The sequence below is a fragment of the Streptomyces sp. NPDC048420 genome, from assembly GCF_040651535.1.
Classification (GTDB): Bacteria; Actinomycetota; Actinomycetes; order Streptomycetales; family Streptomycetaceae; genus Streptomyces.
Genome location: NZ_JBEZKG010000006.1, coordinates 121046 through 145325, shown reverse-complemented (window position 1 = coordinate 145325; position 24280 = coordinate 121046). Strand labels below are relative to the sequence as shown.

At 69.0% G+C, this 24280-nt stretch carries 6 protein-coding genes; all 6 read right to left on the bottom strand.

All coding sequences use genetic code 11. From position 1 onward, the window contains the following. Positions 1–7: 7 nt before the first annotated feature. The 6 genes from AB0D34_RS12295 to AB0D34_RS12270 all read right to left on the bottom strand — a co-directional run bounded on the left by AB0D34_RS12295 (position 8) and on the right by AB0D34_RS12270 (position 24278). Entirely contained in the window at positions 8–19519 is a 19512-nt protein-coding gene (locus AB0D34_RS12295; RefSeq protein WP_362660430.1) for a UvrD-helicase domain-containing protein, read from the bottom strand. A 53-nt stretch (positions 19520–19572) separates the two neighbouring features. Then, the gene (locus AB0D34_RS12290) at positions 19573–19845 is read right to left on the bottom strand and encodes a hypothetical protein (RefSeq protein WP_362660427.1); all 273 of its coding nucleotides are present in this window, start codon (positions 19843–19845) and stop codon (positions 19573–19575) included. Positions 19846–20134: 289 nt separating this feature from the next. Continuing rightward, complete coding sequence (locus tag AB0D34_RS12285; protein ID WP_362660424.1) at positions 20135–20464, bottom strand: hypothetical protein; 330 nt, start codon at positions 20462–20464, stop codon at positions 20135–20137. Between the two features lie 22 nt (positions 20465–20486). Beyond that, entirely contained in the window at positions 20487–21095 is a 609-nt protein-coding gene (locus tag AB0D34_RS12280; RefSeq protein ID WP_362660421.1) for a hypothetical protein, read from the bottom strand. Beyond that, positions 21088–22905, bottom strand: a complete 1818-nt coding sequence (locus AB0D34_RS12275; protein ID WP_362660418.1) for a TraM recognition domain-containing protein — start codon at positions 22903–22905, stop codon at positions 21088–21090. Before AB0D34_RS12275 ends, AB0D34_RS12280 begins: the two co-directional genes overlap by 8 nt. After that, entirely contained in the window at positions 22902–24278 is a 1377-nt protein-coding gene (locus tag AB0D34_RS12270; protein ID WP_362660416.1) for an ATP/GTP-binding protein, read from the bottom strand. Before AB0D34_RS12270 ends, AB0D34_RS12275 begins: the two co-directional genes overlap by 4 nt. Between the last annotated feature and the right edge of the window lie 2 nt (positions 24279–24280).

Genomic DNA, 24280 nt, shown 5'->3' with positions numbered 1-24280 from the left:
TCGCGCCCTACCTGCGGCCGACGCCGCTCGGGGCGTTGTGCTGCCCGGGAAGCCGATGTTCGGCCTGCTCTCGCGCCGCCTGTCCCCGGCGCGTCGGGCGGGGCACTGCTGCGGCGGATCCTGCGGAACTCTGCGGCGCCGCGGCGACCGCCTCCTGGGCCGCCTCCATGGCGCTTGCCAGCAGATCGTCGGGGATCTGCGCCCCCCGCGCCTGGGCTGTGGTCCTGAGCGCTGCGAGGAAGGCCTCCGCGGTCAGCGCGGGTTGCGGAGAAGCCGACGGCCCCCCGGCGGGTGCCGCTCCGGCGATGCGGTCAGCGGTGGCCCGGGAGTGCGCGGCAATGGTCTGCAGGACTCCGGCTGCTCGCTCCTCGGCCGGGCTGGTCGCGGCAGCCCGTGCGAAGTCGGCGCGGTCCTGTATCCGTTGAGCCTGAACCGCGACCGCCCCCGCAGTGACCGCCGGATTCTGCCCAGCCGTCGGGGCGGGCTGCCGCCGCGGTCCCGCAGCCGCCCGCTCGATCCTCGACGGACCGTCCGTCGGCGTCGGCCGACGCCGACGCGGCAGTCCCGGCCCGGCGACAGCTTCCTGCTCTCCCGCCGCCTCCGCCTGTCCGCTCGCAGCCGCCGGCGAAGCTGTGGGGGACGCATCCTCGTGGAGAGCCCAGTCCCTGTGGAACGTGCCCCGTACGTAGGCGAAGCCCTCGCCCGCCAGGTGCTGCGGGATCTCTGCGCCCCGTCCCTGTAGGAAAAGGTCCACGCACTCGTTCGCGCGCCGACCGGCGTCCGCCCGGTTGCCCGGCCGTGTGTTCTCGTGGTTGAGCAGGCTCATCAAGTCCCGGCGGGACAGCCCGCGATCGGGCTGGACGTCGCTTCGAATGGCCGTCCTCACTTCGTCGAACCAGGCAGGGGTCAGCGGTTCGCTGACCGGCTGCCATCGCGGCGCGGGACGGTCGGACGCCGGGGTCGCGTCCAGGAGGCTCTCCGCTTCGCCGGGGGCGACCAAGACCTCCCGGACGCCGCCGTCGCCTTGAGGCCCGACGACGCCGAGTTCTTCCATGCGGGCCAGCAGTGTGTCGGCCTCGGCCGCCGAGACGCCGTAGTCGTAGCTCAGGTCCAGGGCCAGGGTGTACTCCTTCGCCGCCACCTGAAGCACGACCGCGCGGAACAGATCCGGATTCTCCACCGGGTTCTCATCACCGGGCGCCGACTCGGCCCCTTCTGCAGAGGGTCCCTCCGGCGAGGGCGCTTGCGGTGCCGTCCCCTCGGCCTCCGCGGGCGCCTGCTCGGCCGCCTCGTCGACGACGGATTCGTAGGTACCCAGCGGGGTGCTCACGTCCTCGGGCAGGTGGCCATGAAGGTGGGCGACGTGGTCTTCGGCAGCGTGGCGCAAGACCCGCAGCAGGTTCCACCGCAGACCGTTCCGGCCACCGTTCGCGGCCAGCCGGTTGATCAACGCCTGCGCCCCGGAAGAAATGATCTCCAGCGTCCGTACCCACAACGCCCGCCCGGTGCCCAGGGTTTGACGGTCCGCCAGGAAGCGGCCCACGCCGAGCCAACCGCGGTGGACGGCTTCTCGTACTGCGGTCCACACCGAGGCGATCCGCCGCCACACAGGATGCTGCGCCAGGTTCCCGAGCCGCTCCGAGACCGCACCGTAGAGGCGGCCGATCGACTCGACACTGTTCGACAGCATCGTACGGATGCGTCCCTGGTCGTCGCCGCCCGTGCTGTTGCCCGTGTCCTGGGAGCGGGCGGAGAGCCTTTCGCTGAACCATTGCCAGGCGCGGCTGAGTTGGTCGGCGAGGTCGGTTTGCTGGCTGGCGGGCAGCAGCCCGGTCAGGCGGTCCGCGCGGGTCGCGGCGGCCCGGTGAAGACCCCACACCGCCCGCCAGCCGCGTGAGTCACGCTGGCCGGACCGCTCCAGGCGACGCGCCAGGAGCATCGCCCCCTGGGCGATCGCTCGTGCCGTGCGGGCTTCGATCGTGCGGTTGATGCCGTGCGCGCGGATGTCGCCGAGCGTGGTCTCCGCGTAGGTCAGCAACGCCTCCCGGACGGATCCGCTCAGCTGCTGTCCTGCCTGGCTGATCGAGCGGATCATCGTCCATTCGGGAGTGCCCCAGTAGTAGCCCGCCTCGGCCTGGGCGTTGCCCATCGCCGCTTCGAGGGCGGCGGCGTCACCGGCCTCGACCGCGGCGTCTTCAGCCGCCGGCAGGATTGGGTCTGCGTCGATGCTGGTGAGGATCCCGGACAGCGCTTGCCGGGTGGCCGCGTACTGCTCACGGAGGTGCTGTTCGTCCTCGGCGCTGAATCGCGGCCGAGGTATGGGCGCCTGCTCCTCAGCAGGAGGTTCGGTGCCCCGGAGCAAGGCGACGATGTCCTCGAAGTGCCGGTCGAAATCGTCCTGCCCGGGTTCAGGCTGCGCAACCTCCGGCTGTCCCTGGACTGCCTCGGTCGCAGCCATGTGTTCCTCCTTGATCAGGGCCTCGTACTCCTGGTCCAGTTCCATCGCCGCCAGTTCCTGGGCGGATACAGGTTCGTCGTCCTCTTCGGTGCGGCGACGAACGCCGTCCTCCGGGTCCGGCTCCCATTCACTGCTGCTGTAAACGACCCCGTTCACGACGAGGTCGTCGCCAATGACGTCCCTCCAGAAGTCGAAGTCGTCCTCTGCGGTTGGCTCGCTCGGCGCAGGCCCGGCTACCGCCTGTTCGGCCCCAGCAGCGGGAGCGGGCTCCGGAGTGCTCTCCTCTAGCACTTCCGGCAATTCGACGATCTCGACGCCCGGTACGTCTGATTCGAGCGATTCAGGCGCCGGTTCGGCGCTCTCGTCGGCGGTGTCGGCCGGCGGGAGCGATACGGGCGCGGCCGTCTGCGGCTCGGCCACACGCGGTTCCTGCGCTGGTGCGGGCTCGGGAGTTTTGGCAGCCGAAGGATTCTCCGCTGCACGAGTTGCCTTGAAGCGGGAGAACAGCCTGGCCCCGTCGTGCTCGTTATCGAGCAGCGTCTGCACGTTCTCGGTGGCCTCCAGACGCGCCAGCTGCTCCTGCGCCTGCGAGTACACCGCGAGGAGCAGAAGCCGATCGTCCGCGGACACGAACGCCGTACGTGTGGCCAGGGAACGCCCGGCTTCGGCGACGGTCATGTGCAGGTCCCGGCAGGCGGCGAGCACTTCGTCGGCGGCGGAGTGGGCGCTGTCGGCTGACCGGATCACACCACGGAACGCCGTCTGGACACGGGCCGCCTCATTGGCGTCCGTGACCCCGGTTTCTTCCTGAAGTTCCCGGGCTTCCGACAGGAGCAACCGGCCTGTGGCCGAGTCCGCCCAGGCCGCGTAGCGGCTTTCCGTGGCATAGAGATCGTCCAGGAAGTCCTGCTGCCTCTCGTAGGGAAGGTGCCCAGGCCCGGCGACGGGGGCCGGATCGGTGGCCTCGGCCGCCTCCGGTCCCTCGGACTGCTGCTCGGGGGCGTCGGAGACTTCCTCAGGCCCAGGTGCGGCGTCCGGCTCGGTGGTTGCCGGACGAGTGGCGGAGGGCGCAGCCTCCGGCGCGGTGTCCAGTGCTGTGGGAACGGCGGCCGGGGCGGCAACGGCCGGCGTGGGAACGGCGGCCGGGTCGGGTGCGTCGGCGGGTAGGTCGACGAGCCCGGCCAGCGACTGGGGCAGGAGAAGAGGCTCGACGTAGTCGTCCGGGTAGCCGCCGCTCTCCCACGTGTAGGGGCGCAGGTCGCCCGGTCCGGCCACGAGGTCGCCGATGAGAGAGACCTCGGTATCCGCGCTCACCACGGGTCGCTCTCGCACGATGAACGGCAGCCGTTCCTCGGACACGTCGGTTATGCAGTCGCCCGGCTTGACCTCGCTGAGGTGGCAGATGCTGCTGTGCCGGTCGGGCAGGACCGCCCTGAGCGCGGTCACCCGCTCGAACGCGGCAACGTCGACGGAGGCTTCCTCCATCTCGCCCAAGTCGATCAGCTGCAGCTGCTGTTCTTCCTGGGCCCAGTTCTCAGCAGCGCGGACCTGGGCGAGCCGTTCATCTGCTGTCCCGGTGAGATGGGCTTCCAGGGCTTCCGTCATCAGCCGGGCGTGGGCGTCTTTGAGGATGTTCCGTACCTCGTCGTTGGCTGCCTGCCAGCGGCGGGACTCACCGATGACCTTGAAACCCTCCTCGGAGCGGGACATTGCGTTCCCGGTACGCCAGGCCGCTGCCACCAGTTGACGCCGTGTCGGCGGGAGGGCCGGACGGAGCCACGAGATGACCTTGGCCAGGGTGAGCCGGCCGGCGCGGACCGGCGTCATGACGTCGTCGGAGGTCCTCACCTCGATCTCGATAGCGCCGCTTCGTGCGCGGGCGGTGGCGAACTCCTTGTCCTCCTCGTTGTAGCCGGGCTCCGAGGGCAGGCGGATGCCCTCCAGAGGTTGCGGAGTCTTCCTCTTCTTCTGGTCCATTTCGAAGATCAGCTGTCCGAGGTCCCACGGGGTGATCGTCGCCAGTGCCGCGCCGATGTCCCGGTCGGTCAGCGGGTCGGGGGTGTGTTCCTCCTGCTCGGCTGGTGCCGGAGGCTCGCTGGTGTTCTCGCGGGCCTCGGGGGCTGGCGCCGGGGTGTCCAGGGCCGGGGGCTCCACAGTGGGCTGGGCCTCGTGGGCGGCGATGAGCGCGCGGAGCCGGGCGTACTGCTCGGTGACCGTCGAGTTGGACAGCCCGGCGATGCGTTCGCGGGCCCGGTCCACTTCCACCTTGACCGGAGCCAAGGCCGCGTCGACGTTCGGCCATATCTGCTGGCCGTCGGGGCTGTAGGACGTGCCGGCCAGACCCATGACCTGTTCCAGGGCGTCCCGCGCGGCGGCGGGCCTGAGCCTGCGGCTGCGCGCCGTGCGCTCGATTGCGTCCACGGCTTCCAGGCACAGGGCCAGGGCTTGGCGGACACGCGGGTCGGTGAGTTCCGGCAAGCGGTGCTCGCCGCCGAGCTGGGCGTCGAGTTCGGCCAGCTGATCGGGATCGTCAGCGCGATCCTGGATCAGGGTGTCGAACGCATGGGCGGCCTCGGCCGCGAGCTGGGCGATCTGCGTGCGCAGTTCCTCGGCGGCCTCCGTCACCAGGGCGAGAAGGGTGGAGTCGGATTCCGGGAGAAGGTTCTGGGCGTGGCGGAGGTTCTCCTCGAACTGGGCCCAGGGATTGTCCTGTTCCCAGACATCGCGTACCTGGTTGTCACCGAGGGCCTCGCGCATCTCGCGAGCGAGGTTCGGGATCTCGGTCTTCTGTCCCCGGCGGATTCCCGCGGTACCACGCTTTTTGATCTTCTGGTCGTCCCAGGGCAGGGGCGCGATGCCTGCGTCGGCCTCCTGTGACGCGGCGGGAGCCGTTGCCTGCTCGTCGGCGGGCGTGTTGTCCGCCGTGCCGGTGAAGAGTGAAGGCTGGTCGGCTCCGTTGAGTGGTTGGCCCGAATCGTGCAGGGTCGGGGCGCTCGTCGCAGGCTGCTCCTGCGGGCGAGGCTCCGTTTGGGCGGCCGGGGCGGTGTCTGGCTCCGTCGTGTTCTCGGTGCCGTCGTCCGGTGCGGGGGCGGACGGCTCCGCGGAGGCGGGTGCCGACTGGGGAACCGGGGCTTCGGTCTCCTCGGCCGCCGTCTCCGCGACCGTAGGCTGCGGCTCGTCGACGGTGCTCGGCGGCGCGGTTTCTGTGGCCGCAGGGGGCGTTGCGTGCAGGACTGGCTCGGGGACGGCTGGTGCCACGGCGGCGGGGGTTGGCGCTGCCTGCTCGGGCGTCGGGGCGGCCGTGATCTCGGCTTGCGGGGTGTCCGCGATCAGGCCGATGGACTGGATCCAGCCGAGGGAGCCGATGTCGAGGCGTTTCCTGGCCCGGGTCACAGTCACGTAGGCCAGGCGCAGCTTGTCCTGCGCGGGCAGCACGAGTTCGCCGGTCTTGGTGTCCTCCTTGGGCTGGGGGAAGTCGCCCCAGATCTGGACCTCGTCCCATTCGCGGCCCTTGGACTTGTGGGCGGTGGAGACGACCAACTCGGGGTGGGTCTCCTCGTCGCGCGCTTCCTCCGGGACCAAGTCCCTGATCATGTTGATCAGGCCCTGGGGCGTGTAGCGGTCGACGAGCCGTACGAACATCTGCAGGGTATTCGCGTCCTCGTCGGACTCGGCGTACTCCTTGACCTCGCTCCAGTTCTCGAAGGCCGACAGCTCAGGGTGCTTGGTGCGCCGGCCCTGTTGGAGATCCCGGGCGGCCCAGGCGATGTCTTCGATGTCCCGGCCGCCGCCGACGAGCGCAACACGCTTGCTGGCCTCGAATCCCGCGAAGACGGCGGAGATGGCACCGACGTTGGTGTGGGTCAGGATCGCATCGGGCTCTTCGACGGTGCCCAGGACGGTGTCGAGCGTGGGTGCGCCTTCCAACCGGAGGTCGGATTCGAGGAGGGCGAGGTATGCGTTGCCGACCTCGGCGACGGCGGGGCCGAACCTCCAGCTCTGTGTCAAGGGCAAGACCACGTCGGCCGGCCAGTCCTTGAGAGCGTCGATGGCACCGCGGAATTCGTAGATGGCCTGATTGCTGTCGCCGACGACGATGATCTGGGCCTCCTGGTCCTGGATCACCTTCTTCAGGACGGGATTGATGTCCTGGGCTTCGTCGAAGAAGATCGTGTCGAAGTTCAGGCGCGGGTCTGACAGGGCCCAGATCTTGAGATAGTCGTCATGGTCGAAGAAGATCTTGTTGCTGTTCGGATCCGCGATGTCCGCCCAGGCCCGGCGGGCGTATTCGAGCAGCGTGCGCGCGGCGGGTACGTGCGCCCACTTCTCCCCGAGGTGCTGGCGTCCGAGTTCGGCATCGGCGCTCTGCCGGTAGCGGCGGATCGCCCCCATCACGATCTTGGCGATCTCCTCGGGCCCGACGTGCTGGAGGTTGCCGTCGCGGTCGCTGACCCGTATCTCAGCAGTGATGCCGAGCGCAGCCGCGACGTCCTTGGGACGCCGGGCGCCGCTGTTGCGCGACCCGGCGATGGACACTTTCTGCCGGTAGGGGGTGTTGCGCAGATCCTGCAGTGCGAAGGAGTGGCTGGTCCTTGCCGTGACGTTGCGCCCGAACTTCTGGCCCGCTTCGTCTGCGATGGCGCGGTTGAAGGCGATGTAGCCGATGCGCCGCTCCAGCATCTGGGCAGCGATCATCACCAGCGTGGAGGTTTTGCCAGTGCCCGCGAGGGCCTGCACGGCAACGTCCTTGCCCTCGACGGCTGCGGTGATGATCGCCTGTTGCTGGGCTGTCGGCGGGTACTTCCCGCTGGCCACCTCCGTGACCGCGCCCTCCTGAGCATCCCGGGCCGCGAGAAAGGCCCGGACGTCTTCCAGGACCTGCTCTTTCTGCCCGCGCATGCCGTTGTAGCGCCAACGGCCCTTCTCGTACTTGAAGTTCTTGTCCCTCTTCAACAACTCGCGAAGGCCGTCTTCCTGCGGGGCGCCGGTCGTGCCCGTGACGTAGGTGCCGGTCGCATCGCTGACGATCTTGATCCGGCTCGTCCAGGGTCCGGGGGCCGTCGTCTCCGGCTCGGTCGCCGTCACGGTGTCCTCCTGTTGCTCCTCGTCAGCTGCGGCCGAAGACGGCGACGCGGGTGCAGAGTCCTGCGCCGAAGCCGAAGGAGTTTCCTCTTCTTGCCGACGGTTGTTCTGGCCGATGTGACCGATGGCGACGCGGTCGCCGAGGGCACCGATCAGGTCCTTCAGCGGCTCGGATGGGCCGGTTGGCTCATGTGTGTCCCGAGCGGTTGAGCCTGCGGGGGGCTCGGTCGGGGCGGCCAGCGGCAGCCGGCCCAGGGCCTGGACGTAGGGCAGCCGGACGAGTTCCTCGACCTGGCCCCAGGTCAGTCCCTCCTCAAGTGGCAGAAGGCGGGCGTCCGTTCGATGAAGCAGGTCGCGCGGGAAGATCGTGTACCCGGTCTTGGACGAGAGGTCGAGTTCGCTGTCGGGCGCGATCAGAACGCCGTGCAGGAGGTCGCCGTACCGCGGGTCCTCTTCCGCGGCTTGCAGCAAGAGAACGGCGTCGGGCATCTCGCCGGTGGCGAATGAGAGCGTGAGCACGACTCCGAACTGGATCTCCGCGTCGATCGGGGGGCGGGTCGAATAGCGCGGCAGGTCCCGAAGGTGTTCACGGGTCAGTGGCTCGGTTTGCGCGCTCAACAGGTGCTGTGTGTCGCCCATTTCGGGCTGGGCCGATGCGGCCCCTTCAGGCACCGTGGTGGCACTCGGATTCTGGGTGGGCTGTTGCCCCCACGACACGGTGCGGTACAGCTCCGCGGCGTCCTCCGGGGCCATAGCGCCCGGCTCCAGCACTGTCAGGTACTGCGGGTAGGCGGTGGTGGACCAGCCCTGCGGCCAGCCCTCTCGGTCGGCCACGATGGCCGCGTATTGGATTCCCAAACTGGTGACGTAGCCGCAGACAATGCCCACGCTGCCGGTGGAGGTATTCAGGACACGGTCACCAACAGCGGTCAGTGGACGGTCCGCCAGCCTCACGTTCTTCAGCCGTCGACGCCCCGCCGCCGTGGGAACGACGGCCATCCCCGGGTCGAACTTCAGAACGCCTTCGTCGATCAGCCGATGCACGGTGGAGGTGTCCGCGAGGACACCGCCTTGTTCGTTGGTCTGGCCGAGGTGGATGACAGAGGGGTCCCGTTGCCCGTCGGAGGTCTCCCGAGTCCGCAACAAATCCCTGTCAGCGGCAAAGAGAATCGAGAACTCGTCCTCCACGACCGGCAGCGAGAGGCCGGGCTCGCCGTGCTCCCCTTCGGCATCCGCACCGGGGGCTACCTCAGCCCGGGAAGAGGCTTCCGGCCGCTGTGCTGGGCGAGCGCCCTTCTCGATCCTCTGGACCGGGAGCAGCTGTTGCATCGAACGCAGTTGCTCCAGGGCCTCCTCATGCGGCAACGCCGCCAGAGCCTCGACCGCTGGCCAGGTGATCGGAAAGTCGAGCGGCAGTACCCGGGAGTCCGGCAGGGACAGCAACTGTTCGGGGGTCCAGCGGCCATCCACGCTGCTGGCTATCTGATCGTTGGCGGGTACGATCTGCGCGCCGTGGACGAGAGGGTCGTCGCCGAACTCCTCGTCCACCTCGACGCGTTGTAGCAACAGAAGAGCGTCGTGAACCTGGCCGTCGCGGAACGGCATCGTCACCAGAACGGCAAGGCGGGCGTCGCCAACCGGTCGCTCCTGAGTTCCGCGCGGCAGAGCGTTCAGGTGTTCTTCGGCCAGATACGGCCCGGTGAGCATGTCACTCGGATTGCCGCCCGCCGTCTGCCTGGGAGACTCCGCCGAGCCGGCCTTGGTGCGTGGGGATGCAGGAGGCCGTGGTGAACCGTCTTCCGCGTCGTCGCCCGGGGCGGACGGTGTCACGGATCCGGGCGGAGCGAGGCCGACTTGGCGAGCGGAGCCTTCTGGAACAGACTCGGCCGCCGGCGCTGCGGACACGGCCTCGTACACCTGATTGAAGGTGACTTTCGCGTACTGTTCTTCGACACCCTGGCGGGTGTGGCCGAACCAGTCCCGGAACCGGTCACCTCCTGTGCCCGTGGCCGAAAGATCAGCGTGACTGAGCCAGTCCATGAACAACTCACGGGCTTCCTCGCGCGATCGCCCGTCCGTAAGCAGTGCCCGCAGCTGATCGTCCGCGAGGGCCACTCGTACCGCTCGTTCCCGGGCGTCGTCGCGCATCTCGGTGGCCCAGCGGGAACTCTCCGCCTGGAACTCGGCGCGCTTCCGCTCGCGTTCGCTTTCTTTGGCAGCGGGCGAAGCCGTCGGCTGCTCATCGGGGACGGAGGGGCCGGGCGCCGACGGCGTAGGTTCCACGGTCTGCTGACGAAGCTCCCGGTGGGCACGGGGGCCTGCCAGGTTGAGGACCTCACGGCGTCCGTCTTCCTTGAGGTAGGTCCACAGCAGGTGTTCCGAGCCACCGTCCGTGATCAGTTCGTCGGCGGCGGTCGCGAAGACCGCCAGGAAGTCGGCCTGTTCGTGGGCGTGGGCGGCCTGGATCAGCCCCGGGTTCTCGCGCGCGGTGTTCACCAGCCAGTCCGCGACGTCCTCGGCGGCGGGGGCCATGGAGTCGCGCAGCACGTCGCGGACCGTCCGCTGGATCACCACTCGTACGGCGGGAGAGTTCCATGCCGGTGCTACCGGGCTGTCGGGCAAATGCTCGTCGAGCCAGGCCTCGACTTCCTCGTCGGACACGAGTGAGTCGGAGAGCTTCGCCGGTCGGACCAGGAGGGGCAGCGCGGTGTGGGCGGGCAGGGCCAGCCCGGGTATGTCGGCGCTGCGCAGGTCGGGAACCTCCTGGGCAGCTCCGGTGCGGTCTGCGGGGAGGGCGACGTTGACCAGCAGGTGTCCCGCGGCGCTCCTGGCCGCCACGGTGATCTCGAATCGCCGCTGTGGCACCTCCTCCGGCCGCTGCGCGACCGCGTCTCCGGAGCTCGTGTCGGCGCCTTCCTCGCCGGTCGACGGGATGTTCTGCCCGTCCTCAAGCGCGTCGCGATGGCGGGGGCCGTCGGCTTCCGGGGCAGGCTCCGGTCCTACCGGTTCCGGGAGTTCGTCTGCGGTCTGTGCCGCCGTGAGGGCGGGAGTCCCGAAGATCTCCTGCCAGTCGACCCCCTGATGGGCGGTTGCGGTGATACGCGAGGCCAACTGCACGGCGTACTGCGTCATCTTGCGGAAGTGGGCCATCACCACGGGCGCCCGGTAACGCTCCTCCTTCAGGTTCTGGGCGAGGAGTAGGACGGCGTGGGCGAGGGTGGTGCAGCGCTCGACCACAGTGGCGGCAGGGTGGGTGAACGGATCGCGCACCCGGCCAACTGGTCCGTCGCACAGTTCCTCCATGGCCAGCCAGACCGCCTGGCCGTCCGGCCGGGTCGGCACGCCCTGGTCGGTGAGTCCCCGTCCGATCAGGCGTCGGCCCGCCGGGGTGTCCTTCAGCCCCGACAGTGCGCCGTACATCTCCCAGAAGTCCTGCTGGGCTTCCGCCTTCGACGCGTACGGTTCGCCGACGGGAATCAGGATCTCCGCAGCCGTCTCCTGCCGGGGCTCCTCGACCATCCGGTAGGGGCGGCCCATGCGGGTCAGCTCGGCGGTCAGATTCCGTACGTGGAGGTCCCGGGTGGGCCGGCTCATGTTCCGCCGCAGGTACCAAAACTTCTTGTTGGGGCTCCACCTGAACTTGTGGCGGTCCAGAGCAGCACGTACGGGCGCGTCGGCGTCCACGTTGGTGGTGCCGCGGACCACGGTGCCCCGGTAGTGGTGCTCGATGTCCAGGGCGGCGCCGGTGGATGGAGGGGTCTCGCGCGGTTCGGGGGCGGGGCCGCGTTCGGCGTCGAGCCGCTGGCGGCGCTGGGCCACGCCGGCCTGCACGGCAGTGACGGTCTCCGGGCGGGCGGTGGAGGCACGGCAGGCGACCGCGTGTTCGTACGAGTAGCGGACGACGTCGTCCAGCCGTTTGGCGTCGTCGGGATGGCGGTAGTCACTGGTGTCCAGGCTCAGCACCAGGTCGTACGCGGCGTGCGCCATCGCCGTCACGTGCCGGTTGACGTCGTCCAGCGTCTCGTCGTCGGCCGTGGCGAAGTCGGCGGCATACCGTGTGTCTTGGGCCGCGTTCAGGGCCTCGCGCGCGGCGGAGAGTTGCGTCTCGCGCAGTTCGGCCGTCGTGCTGTCGAGGAGCGTCTTGGCGGTATCGCTCGCCATCCACCAGTTCCACGCGGCTTCCGCCTTGTTGGCGCCGCCGACGAAGTCGTCGGCGCCTTCGTACGGGGTCTCCTCCATGCCCAACTCGTGGGCTGCGAGGCGCTGGTGGTGCTGGAACGTCCGGCGGGCCAGGTCACGCAACGCGTACCGGCTGACCCCGTCCCCGGCGGCCTCGGCCTCCTGCGCGGCGCCCAGAGCGTAGGAGGTGACCTGCATCCAGTCGGTCAGGGCTGAGGCGACCGTGTCGTGTCCACGGTGCAGCATGAGCATGGCGCCGCGCAGCTGGTCCGAGTGCTCGCCGCCCTGGTCGTCGTAGGCGTGCGGCCACTTCGGGAAGTCGTCGAAGATGAAGGTCAGTGCGTGGCTGACCTGGGCGCGGTCCTGGTACCAGGGAGCTGTCAGCCGGAGTGGGTCATCGTGGTCGAGGACGGCGGTGTGGTCGTCGTCGAGGTCGGCTGCGTCCATGAGCAGGTCGGCGAGGTCGGCTCGACGTGCCTGCATGCGGGCCAGGTGGCGTTCCGCGTACTGGTTGGCCTTCTGGGCGGCCGTGCGCACATCGTGGTGGGTGTCGTCGGCGAGCTGTACCGCGGTCTCGGCAAGGTGGTCGTAGAGGCTGAACACGTCGGCGGGCGTGTGCGGTTCGCCCTCGATGACCGCCGAGGCCGCCGCGGCGGCCTCCTGATGTGCTGGTGTCGGGTCCGTGCTGTCGTGCCGTGCGAGGACCTGCCGGAGCTGCTCGGTGGCCAAGGCCACGTAGTGGCGTCCAGACACCAGTTCCGCCGCGTCCGCATAGCCTCCGAGGACGATCGCGAGGTTCGCCACCTGAGGCAGTGCCGAGCCGAAGCCATCGCCCGTCGCGCCCGCCGAGGTCACCAGCGGGGTGGAGACTGTGGACCCGGTCACCTCCACCTCGGGATCAGTGGCCGGACCCGGCTCCGGAGAGGGGGCCGCACCCGCCGCTGAGTGCGGTTCCGGTGTGGTTGTAGCGGTGGACGGCGGCACGGGAGTGCTCGGCTGTGCCCCGGCCAGCCGAACGGAGAACTGGACTCCGTCGGGGCCGGAGACCGCGAGTCCGCCCTGGGTCTCTTCAACCCCGTTGCCGTCGGCGGTGAGTTGAGCCAGGCCAGCCGCGAGGTCACGTCCGCTGACCGGACCGGCGCGCAGGCCTTGGGGCCCGGTGACGGTGTACTGGTCCCACGGCAGGATGCCTGGGATGAATTCCACGGCGTCTTCGTCGAGCGTGAGGGGTTCCGGAGAGCCCGCCCATCGTCGGTAGGCGTCCCCGCTGGGGTCCTCCACGGTGCTGCGATACCGCGATGCGTGATCGCGCAGGCCGGTGAAGACCTCCCAGTTCCCCTCCGTGCTCCGACCGTCTTCGCGCTCCCACTGTTCGACCACGGCACGGCATTGGTCGGCGAGGTGCTGGAGGTGCGTCCACTCGGGTGCGGAGTCCATACCGAGCAGGCGGGCCATCCGGCCCGTCCGGCTGGCGGCGATCGCGGTTTCGGCCGCCGTGGTCAGGGCGTCCTCCCGCTCTCCCGTGGCCAGGCGCCGGGCATGGTCCGCCGCCCAGCGGCGGTAGGTGGCCAGTGCCGCTTGCTCGGCGTGCCAGTACTCGGACCGGTCGGTGTAGGGCGTGTTCGGAATGCGCCAGGGTCGCTCGGCGGTGGCATGAGGTGTCGTCGCCGGGGCCGGCTCGGTCGCGGGGGCGGATATTGCGCCACCGGAGGTCTGTTCCGGTGCGTGCTCGGGCGACCGCTGGGGAGCATCGGCCTCGTCGGCCGCGGCTTCCTGCCGTGATTGGGCGCCAGGCTGGGGACGGTCGGCCGTGTCCGGGTGAGCCCATGGGGAGGTCTCATAGAAGCGCACCCGCATCGCCTGCCGGAAGGCAGTTTCTTCCTCGTCTGTCAGGGAGGCCCTCAAGTTGTGGGCGGGGCCGTCAAGTTGGGTGCTCAGCCAGTCGTCGAACAGGTCACCGGCCTGGTGACCGCCGGGGCGGAGAGCGTGCTGGGCCTCCTGGAGAAGCTGCTCGATGGCGTCCTTGTACGCATGGGCGACGCTGGCAGGGAGCTCCTCGGTGAGCGGTGTGACCGTCACTGACCCGATGGGGCCAGTGATCACCACCGTGCCCGTGGGGTCCGGTTCGATGGTGACGTCCGACCCGTCGTGGCCGAGCTGCTGCACGATGTCGTTGAGGAACGTGCCGCGTGAGTCGCTGAGCGTCCCGCCGAGCATCGTGTGCTGGTACCAGCGGTCCGGGTCGAACGGTCCGCTCGCACCGTGCGCTGACGCAGTGGGCACCGAGGGGCGTGCGGGAGAAGGATCTGCCGGTGTCCGCCGTGCGGGGTGTCGCCGATCTGCTAGTGGCGCGCCCCGACGGGTGTGTTCGATGGCGGTCCTCGCCACCTGCTCGGCGTGGTCCCGCATCGCGCACCCGGCTTCGTTGGGCTTGAAGCTGGGCGAGTCAAGGAAGGAGAGGAACTCCTCACTGGTGCGCGCTAGCTCACGGCACAGGCTCAGAGCCCACGGGTCGCCTCCCGTTGCAGATTCTTCAGGGGCGCTCGCGCGCTCCTGCTCCAGGGCCTCGGCCAGGGCGATCCCGGCTTCATTCATCTGGCGGGCCAGCTGGTGGCCACGGCCGCTCATCCCGTCGACGACGTTGATGTCCTGCCAGGCGGCGAAGGCCGCCAGGACAGCCTCCTCGCCTGTCACGGCAGCGACTTCGTCGGCGTACGGCGCCCCCGAGGCAACGAGGTCAGGTCCTCGGACTTTCCTGGAGGAGATGTCGTCGGGCGTTCCGGTACCGGAGCTGGCGGGCACGGCAGCGGGACCGTTCCCGGTGCCCGCTCCATCGGCCAGTGCGTCCAGAAGTCCGCGGGTGGTATCGCTCAGGTCGGCGGTCGTGATGGTGGCCGGATCGACCTCCACCCAGCCGTCGGACGTGCCACCCGCCAGGACCATGGCGTCGTGGACCGCTGCGTCGACGAGTTCGGCGCCGGGCTCGGTGACCTCGGTGTCGTGGGCTTCTGGTTCGCTCGCCTCCACAGCCCCATGCACGCCGAGCGCCTTGGTCAGCTTGCGGTGCTCGGCCGTGACCTTGTCGAGTTCGGCCTGCTGCGGGAAGGGCTTGCCGACCAGTTCTTTGGCCCGCTCGATGTTCGTCTCGATGCGGGCGATGTGCTCCTGTGCCTTGGTGTGGACGGATTCCAGGCTGTCCAGCGTGTTCTCCAGGCGGCGGATCAGCCCGACGCGGTCCTGGTTGGCGAGCCCGCTCGCGGTCAGCCGGACATCGTCGACGGGGGCTTCGCGGAAGTACAGCTGCACGTACATGCCGTCGAAGGCGCGCTGGGTGACGGCGACGACCGGGAACCCGCCCAGCTCGCCGACGACAGCGTCCTTCTGCATGCCGGTGGCGACCGAGGCGCGGGCGAGGCGTTCCAGCCGCTGGGCCAGGGCCTCGCCGGCCTCGCGGCGCTCGTCGAAGGTGCGGCCCTCGACCGTCATGGTGAAGGCATCGCCGCGGGTGTCGGTGCGCCGCTCCATGGCGGCGGCGGCCTCCTGCACGCGGGCCTTCAGGTCCTGGACGCGTCGGCGCCCCTGCTCGCCGGTGACCTGGTAGGCGAACTGCTCGTCGTGCCACATCTGCTGGTCCAGGCGCAGCTTGGCCAGGCGGCCCTCGACGCGCTCCAGCTGTTCGAGTTCGGGCTTGTCCGCGGCGACGGCGAACATGACGCCGGCGGGGATACGGCCGTCGTCGCCGTCCTCGGAGGCCTCCAGGATGCGCGAAGTGTCGTTGACGTCGAGGATGGCCTCGGCGAAAGCCTGTTTCGTGGCGACCTTCTGCCACAGGAAGGGGTCGTAGGACTTCTTGGTGACGATCGCGGTGTGGTGGATCGCCGTGTTCTGGTTGCCCTGGCGCTTGCCTCGCCCCAGGCTCTGGATGATCGGGGTGGCCTTCCACGTGGGGTCGATCTGCATCACGTGGATGACGCGCTTTTGCAGGTTACGGCCCGTGCCCAGGCCGGACCGGCTGCCGACCAGCACCGCGACCCGCCCTTCGCGGGCGTCCTTATCGAGTCGGGCCTTCTGCTGCGGGTTCTTTGCCTCCTGGTCGAAGCGGATGAGGCTGCCCGGCATGCCGCGGGCGGTCAGCGCCTCCCGCAGCGCCTCGTAGAAGACGAATTCCTTGTCGGGGCCGGGTACGCCGAGGTCACAGAAGGCGAGTTGCAGGCTGCCGCGGTTGGGTTCCTCGTTGCCGTCTTCGTCGTAGAAGACGTCGTCCTTGTGCAGTTGCCACAGCCGGAACAGCTCGTCGGCGGCGACGTCGACCTTCTGGGCTTCGGTGGTGCTCCTGTTGACCAGGCGCACGTCGAGCGAGGCCAGCCGCCCGTCGGTGGAGATCCACAGGGTGTTGTCCTCGACCAGCTTGCCCTTGCGGTTGAACTTCATGTCGGGCTGGCCGAGGCGGATGCCCATCATGCGGGTGCCGAGCGACTGCATCACCGTGCGCAGTTCCGGGGAGGCCTCGGCTTCCAGGATCCGCATCTCCCCGCCGATGATGGCCGGTTCGCCGAGCTGGAGATCTTTCTTGAGTTTGACGTCGGCGATGCTGAACAGCACGCGCTTGAGTTCGGTCTGGTTGACGTACCGGGCGTAGCGGGCGCGGGTGGAGAAGGAATTGCCGTCCGGGCTCATCTCGACCCGGTTGACAGGCTGGATGAACGTGGAGACGAACTGGTCGTCCTCCTCGATGCCCCACTCGTCGCGCAGGAGGTCGGGGGCGAGGTACTTGATGGCGGTCAGGATCTCCATCGGGGAGTTGTCCACCGGCGTGGCGGTGGCCTGGGTCACGACCCGGCCGCCGTAGTTCTTGCGCAGGTAGGACAGCTTCATGTCCATGTCCGCGGTGATCTGGTTGCCTTCGAGGGCCAGTTCGCGGATGGAGGAGATCACCCGGAGGTTCTTCAGGGTGTGGGCTTCGTCGTAGAAGATGTAGGTGGAGCCGGTCCGCTCGAACTCCACCCCGGAGTCGCCCGGCGTCTTGATCTCGTCCTCGATGCGCCCTTTCAAGGTGGCGATCTGGTTCTCGATGTCCTTGACGGTGAACTTGTCGCCGCCGTCCGCGTTGTCGAGGTGCGCCTCCAGGCGCTTGACCTCCTGGCTGATGTAGTCCAGGCGGGCCACTTTGGACATCGGGATCTTCTTAAACGCAGTGTGGCTGATGATGACCGCGTCCCAGTTGCCGGTCGACCAACGGGCGACGAACTGGTGACGGCGCTCCCCGGTCAGGTCGGAGGAGTCCGCGACCAGGATCCGGGCCCGGGGGTAGGCCTGGAGGAACTCGCGCTGGAACTGGCCCAGGACACCCTTGGGGACGGCGTAGACCGGCTTCTTGGCCAGGCCGAGGCGGGTCAGCTCCATCCCGCCGACGATCATTTCGAGGGTCTTGCCCGCGCCGGTGCCGTGGTAGAGCCCGACGCCGGTCTTGGTGGCGCGGATCCGGGCGACCGCGGCCTTCTGATGGGGATGCAGGGTGTAGGCCTTGGACAGGCCGGGGGCGGTGATCTGCACGCCGGTGTAGTTCGGGGGGACGATCGCGTTGTAGCGGTGGTTGTAGTAGCGCAGCAGGGTTTCGGCCCGGTCCGGGTCCTCCCAGAGCCACATCCGGAAGCGGTCGTCCAGCTGCCTGGACTTGGCCAGAGCGAACGCCGTCGCCTTCGTATCGGTCACCGTCGGCCCGTCTGGGGGCAGCTTCTTGGTGACCAGGATTTCCTGGTTGTTGAGCAGGTTGCTGGCCAGGGCCTGCGCCGAGCGAGCCTGGGTGCCCCAGACGGTGCGGGCCAGCAGACTGGCGGTGTCGCCGCCCTTGACGCTCCAGCGGGCGCCTAGATTGCTGACCTTGACGTCGTCGTCTTCGAGGATCTCGCGCAAGAACTGCTGCACGTACTTGGCGGAGACCCAGGCGGCGCCGAGCCGGCTTTCGATCTCGGCGGGCTGCAGGTCCCTGGGGATGACCTCGCTCAACGCTTCGACGTTGACGGCGTACTTGGGGTCCTTGGCTGCGGCCTGCTCGGCTGCCGCGAGCTTGCGGCGGACGTTGCCCGACAGGTACTCCATGCGGCGGACCAGCCCGCCGTCCGGATCGTCGTACACGAGGGTGCCCAGCGCCTCGCGTGCCGCCTGTTCGCTGTCCAGGCCGAGCAGGGCGGCCACCGTGTCGAGGCGGATCTCGTTGTGCTGGTCCCAGCAGATCAGCGCGGCGTCCTCGGGGCTGTCCGCGCGCTTGAGCGGCTCGGGCGGGGCGACGACCCGCTTGGCGAACAGGTCGGCCTTCTTCGCCGTCTGCGTGTCCTCGTCGAAGTTCTCCAGTGCGAAGACGTACGGGGCGAAGGGATCGTTGCGGAACCCACCCATGCGCGGGTAGGTCCGGCGCTCGCTCGCTTCCTCGGCGGGTGTCCCGTCGGCGGAGGGGCGGTTGTTGACCTTGAAGCGGTTGATCGGACCGAACCGGGTCACGTACGCGTCGTAGCGGCGGTTGAGTTCGGCCCTCAGCTGCGTCATGCGGGGGGTGGTGAGGTGGTTCTCCGACTCCTCATCCAGCAGGGCCACCGCGATGTCGCGCAGGCCGATCAGCTCGCGCAGTTCCCGGACCTGTGTCTTGGCGGGTACGTGCGGGACGGGGCGGCCGTTGCGGATCTCGGTGAAGGTGCCTTCGGGACCGAGCTCCAGCAGCCCGTCGTATTTCTCCAGCGTCCCGTGGAAGACCATGCGCTCGGTGAACGTACGGCCCGCGTCTTGGGCCTGCTGTGCGACTTGGTCCAGGGCTGTGCGGAGTGCGGCTTCGGCTTGCGGATTACCCTCAACAACAAGCTTGGGGCCGTATCGGACGATGTCGGCCTTCGGTGTGCCGAGCACCATCTCTGGGTGCTGGACGAAGTAGTTGTTGATCTCGATGGGCTGCGGGGCGACGCCTGTTCGTGCTCCTGGCAGGACCGTCGGCTCTACCGTCAGCCAGTCGGCTCCGGCGGGGGTCTCGCCTTCTCCGCGGCGCCGGAAGATGAGGAGATCCATCACCACGTTTGTGCCGGCAGCATCCTGGTGGGAGTTGCTGGGTAGCCGGACGGCGCCGAGGAGGTCAGCGACTGCGGCCATCTGTTCGCGGGCTTCGCGCGCCTCGTCGGTGCCGTCGAGGGTGTAGCGGGAGGTGATCAGGACGACGATGCCGCCGGGCCGGGTGTACTCAAGGCTCTTGAGGATGAAGTGGTTGTGGATCGAGTGGCGCCGGCCGGGGTTGTACTTGGGGTCGCGGAGCTTGTACTTGCCGAACGGCACGTTGCCGACTGCGACATCGAAGTCCTCTTCCGGTGGCCGGGTGTCGGCGAAGGACTCGGTGAGGATCTGCGCGTTCGGATAGAGGGCCTGTGCGACGGCCGCGGTGATGGGGTCGACCTCGACGCCGACGATCTCGGCGTCGGCAGGGGCATCGGCAAGGAAGCGCCCGGCGCCCACGCCGGGTTCCAGCACCCGCAGTTGCCCTCCGGCCGGTACGCCGAACTGCTGCAGGGCCTGCCAGACGACGCGGGCGTAGGCCGGATCGGTGTAGTGGGCGTTCAGGGTCGAGGAGCGGGCCTTGGCGTATTCGTCCTCCGACAGGATGTCCCGCAGATGGGCGCGTTCGGCTGCGAAGGTGGCGGCGAACTTCTTCCGTTCGTCGAACAGGTACGGTGTGGCGCCCCAGCCCGTCCACTGCTGGAGCACCTGCCGCTCGGCCTCGGTGGCCGGCCGGTTCTCCGCCCGCAGGCGGAGAACGACGTGCACGGCCGCGATGTTCGCCGCGACCCGCTCCCGCTCCGTACGCGGCCCAGGCTGCGCTACTCCTGATCCGGCTCCATGTCCAGGAGCACCCTCTCCCGCAGCACTTCGCCCTCCGCCGTCAAACGGGAGGTGTTCAGGCGCTGCAGGCGCTGCAGGTATCCCTCCCCGTCCGGCTCCTGACCCGCCAGTTCCCGGGCTCGCGTCTCGATCTCCGTCGAGATCTCCTCCCCGAGTGCTGTGAAGAACTCCTCCGGGTTTTCCAGCTCCCCGAACGCCTGGGGCTTGTGCTCCTTCCAGTGCGTCATCGCCTGCTCGCCGTACCGGTTCATGGTCGAACTCTCCTGCCTGCTCAGCACTGTTGGACCTGGTGGACGGGGCCGGGTGCCCTGTCTCATCCTCTCCCGCCAACGGATCATCCGGGCGTGCTGGGGATCGGCCCGGCCCTCGAAGCGCCTGGGCGTCGAAGTCCAGGCCGGGCAGGAAGCCGTCGGCGTTGTTGGTCGGATGGTCGTCGGCGGGCGGCTGCGGTGTACTCAACGCCTGCTCCCAGGGTGCGAAAGGCAGATGCGTGGACGGGGGCCCAGAGCCGCGGGGTGCGTGCGGCTGGCGGGCCGGTGGCTAGGAGGGGGACGTCGGCACGGCGATGCCGCGGACGGGGTTGGTGCCGTCCGGGAACGCGGCGGCGGGTGGGCGTGTCAACTCGTGGAGAACGACCCGGTCGGCTTCGTAACCGACAGAGACGATCCGGTGGGACCGTTGTTCCTCGGTCTCGCCGTCGGCGGGCGTTCCGGCGAGGACCATCGCGTCGCGCAGTTCCCCGGCCTGCCGCTCGGCCGCGATCCCGAGTTGGGTGAAGTAGGCCAGGGGATCCGGCAGCGTCCCGTACCGGTGTGACAGGTGCTCTCGCCAGTGGGTGAAGGCGGCGCGCCCGTACCTGTTCATGATCATGATGGGCTCCTGTGTGGTGTCGTCATGTCCTGCCGTCCTCGTCGTCTTCCGGCGGCTCCGCGTGGCTCGGTCCGGGGGGATTGCCGTCGGTCTCGCGGTTTCCGGCGGCCAGGAGGAGGGCCAGGTATTCGGCATCGCCGCTCCAGACGGCATCGCGGTGGCGGGCCTTGTGCTGGCCGTTGCGGCAGGAGCCGAGCCAGAACCGGCCCAGGCGCTCCAGGGCGCGGGCCAGGGCGTCCTGCCACAGGTAGGGCGCCGAGCCGCCGTCCTCCCCGCTCGCGTACGCCGACTCGTGCGAGGTCCACAGGGCAGTGAGTTCCTCGACGACTGCGCCGTGTTTCCACCAGCACTGGCGCGGCAATTGATCGGTGGTCATCTCGTAGCGGTCGGCCGCCCAGATCACCCAGGACACGAACTGCGGCCAGAGCACGGCGTGTTGCTCGGCGGCGAGTTCGTGCCACCGCACCGGCTCGCCGGCCGGGCGCTCCCGCTCGCCGTCCGTGTCCCCACCGCCGGAGGTACCGGTGGCCGACAGCTGCTCCTCCAGCAACTTCACGCGCTCGCTGAGCAGGACCTGCTCTGCGTTGATGTTGGTGAGTTCGGCGAAGATGTCCTCGAAGCCGCTAGCCATGGCCGCCCGCCTTCCCCAGGCGGACGCGGTCCTCGACCATCTCGTGCGCCCGGCGGGTGGCGTCCTTGATCTCCGCCGCCCGCGGCCCCTCGTGGGCCCGGACGAACGTCACGAGGGTGGCGGGGGTGCGGCGGTGGAACACCATCCCGCCGCGTTCCGGGATCATCCGGATCGTGGCCGGCTCGACGACCGCTCGGCGACGGACCGATGTGGACACCGAGACCCGGTCCCCGTCGTCGGAGACGGTCTCCACGTCCTCGTCGAATTCACCCGCGAGAGAGCTGTAGGACTTCAGCTCCTCGGGATCCGAGATACCGCCCAGGAAAACCTTCACAGTGCCGCTGGCGAACATTTTCCGGACCCCCAGGGCGCCCCAGCGCTCCTCGGCCTGGGCATAGCCCTGCAGCACGGCCATGATGAAAATGTTCTGCGACCCGCTGACGCTCATCAGGCTCGGTATTTCCGGCAGCGGCGCGACGTTGGCCAGCTCGTCCAGGAAACAGCCGAGCGGAATCGGAAGACGGCCGTTGGGACTGCGGGCGGCAACCCTCTTGGCAGTGTCGAACATCGCTTTGGCGAAAGCCGCGTTCAGCGGGGCCAAGGCGCTTCCTTCCTCGTCCTCACCGATCAGGAACAGGGTTCCGGACCGCCGGAGGTAGGTCTCGATGTCGAAGACCTCCACGTCCCCCTGGGGAGCGAAGATCTCGGCGACCTTCTCGTCATAGAGCGCGATGAAACTCTGCTCCGCGGTCCTCCAGGTGGCGGAACGTTCCTCCTCGGCCGCCGCGTGCTGACCGGCCAGCGCGGCGGCGAGGAGGTGCTTGCCCTTCGCCGCCAGCAGGTCGACCGCCTCGCGGTTGTCCGGGTCCGTCGCCCAGGCCAGCACGTCGAGAACCGGACGCTTGTGCAGGGCTGCGGCATGCAGCCAGCAGGTAATAAGGGTTTTCGCGTTGAGCGCGAAATAACCGCCATTCTTTGTCCCTTCTTCACTTTTGGTGGTTGCCGCGAGGGTCTCGGCCCGCTTTCGCGCGACCTGGTACTCCTCGCATCCTGCGGTCAAGGGCCAGCGCAGCTGATTCGGCCAGCCGGACAGTCCCGTGGGGTCCAGAACCCAGACGGGACCGTGTTCTTGCCGCAGAAGTGCCGTGTTGTAGAGGACGTCGGTCTTGCTGCTGGTGGCGAGGACCGTTCCACGGAATTCGAGGATCTCCGGGAGGATGATCTGGGAGGTCTTTCCCTCACGCGGCGGGGCGACCAGGATCATCGATTCCTCGATCGTGATCCACAGAGGGATGTCCGTGGGGTCGGCGCTTCCGATGTAGACGGCGACATCGCGGATGTTGATGGCCTTCGGGTTCTGTTCGGCGAGCGTGGGACGCAGGGACCCGGCGCGGGACAGGGCCTGCGGCTCGCCCATGGCCTTCTCCAACTGGGCCCGGGTGGCCATCCCGTCGGCGCCGTCGGCACCCCGGCGCTTCCACCACCAGTACGTCTTCCACGTGCCCCACCCGGCCGCGGCGAGCAGCACGAGGAAGGTGGGCCAGAACACGAAGGGACCGGCCACACCCGCATTCCGCGGCCAGGCCGCCGCGGGGTCCCCGGGGTGCCGGACGACCGCGGTGACCGCCTTGCCCGCCGAGTCCCAGGTGATGGACGCGGGCCGTCCGTGAGCCAGGGCTCCGGACACCAGCGCGGTCAGCCACAGCAGTGCGGTGAGCACGAACGCCGCGATCAGCGGGATGATCCACACTGTGTCGCGCCCGAGGCGCAGGCGTGCCGCGGTCTTCGGGGTGGCGGCTTTCGGCATCATGCCGCAGCCCCCTTGTGGAGGGGGATAATCGGGGCCGAGGCGTGGCCGTGGCGGTCTGCGGACTCGCGCGGGCCCTCGGACATCCTGCGGTTGGTATCCGTGAGACGAATCTCCAACTTTGTCCGTATATGTTCCACGAGGTTGATTCGCGAGCCTACCTGCCAGATAGCCCGTCCGGGCGCGCACACGTTGGACCCGTCCGCCAGCGCCTTACGCGCCCAGTCAGGAAGCCCCAGGTAGTCGGCGGTGGTCTCGGCCTCGTCCCGGTCCATGTGGTACAGAACCCGGGTTGCCGTCAATTTCAGGATGGCCGCCGCTTCCGGCGCCTGCTCCAGCAGCAGGTCCCCGAGGTGGTGCAGTACCGCCCAGAAGGACAGTCCCAGGCGTCGGCCGTAGCGGACCAGCTCCTCGAAGAGCCGCGCGACCGGCCGGTGGGAGAGGATGTGCCAGGCCTCCTCGACGATCAGAGTCCTTTTGATCCGGTCGTCCGGCTTGATCCATCCGAACCTCAGCCAGGGCCCGATGACCGCCATCAGCAGGGGCATGGCCTCGCCCTCGCGGGGCAGCTTCGTCAGATCGAAGATGATCAACCGGGCGTCGAGGTCGATCCCTTCGGTCGTCGGCCCGTCGAACATGCCCGCCAGGTCCCGGCTGGGGTTGCACAACGAGTCCAGGGCCAGGGCTGCCGGCTGGCCCCACTCCGTCAACTCCTCAGGTGTGACCGGCTGTTGCCCGAGGAGGGTCGACTGCGGGGCGGTGAGCGCGTCCAGGACATCGGAGAGGATCGCCACGCGCTGCTGCGCGCGGGCGGCGGCAGTCGCCGTTTTGTGGGCCTCGGCCAGGGCGAACTTGGTCTGCGAGGTGAGCGTGCCGGTGAGGATCTCCATCATGGACACGAGCACCTTGAACTGGTGCTCGGCAGGGATGCGGCCGTCGAGCGGGTTGATCCGCACCCCTTCGCCGCCGTCCCCCGCGCCGTAGACGAGCCGGATGGGCGTGATGCCCAACTGCCGGGCGATGCCGTCCCATTCGCCCGCGCCGTCCTCGCCCTGCGCGTCCAGGATCGCGAAATTCCGGTCCTTGAAGCGCAGTTGGCGCAGGACGTAGGTCTTCTCCAGCGCGGACTTGCCGTATCCGCTCTTTCCCAGGATCAGTGCGTGCCCGCTGGCGAGCCGGACACGGGCCTGCGGGTTATACAGGACGAAGGGGTCGTAGATGTAGGCCTTGCCGCTGTAGGCCTCCCGGCCGATGATCACGCCGCGGGGGTCAATGCTGGCCGCGCCGACCGCCGGGTAGAGACCGCAGGCGTGGCTGGTGGTCGAGCGGACGGCCCGTCGCCGGGTCTGCGTCTGGCGCCGCAGCATCTCCAGCATCG

Excerpts from the sequence above, each read along its gene's own strand:
- AB0D34_RS12290 (WP_362660427.1), bottom strand. The coding sequence starts at position 19,845 with ATGAACCGGTACGGCGAGCAGGCGATGACGCACTGGAAGGAGCACAAG.
- AB0D34_RS12285 (WP_362660424.1), bottom strand. The coding sequence starts at position 20,464 with ATGATCATGAACAGGTACGGGCGCGCCGCCTTCACCCACTGGCGAGAG.
- AB0D34_RS12280 (WP_362660421.1), bottom strand. The coding sequence starts at position 21,095 with ATGGCTAGCGGCTTCGAGGACATCTTCGCCGAACTCACCAACATCAAC.
- AB0D34_RS12275 (WP_362660418.1), bottom strand. The coding sequence starts at position 22,905 with ATGATGCCGAAAGCCGCCACCCCGAAGACCGCGGCACGCCTGCGCCTC.
- AB0D34_RS12270 (WP_362660416.1), bottom strand. The coding sequence starts at position 24,278 with ATGCTGGAGATGCTGCGGCGCCAGACGCAGACCCGGCGACGGGCCGTC.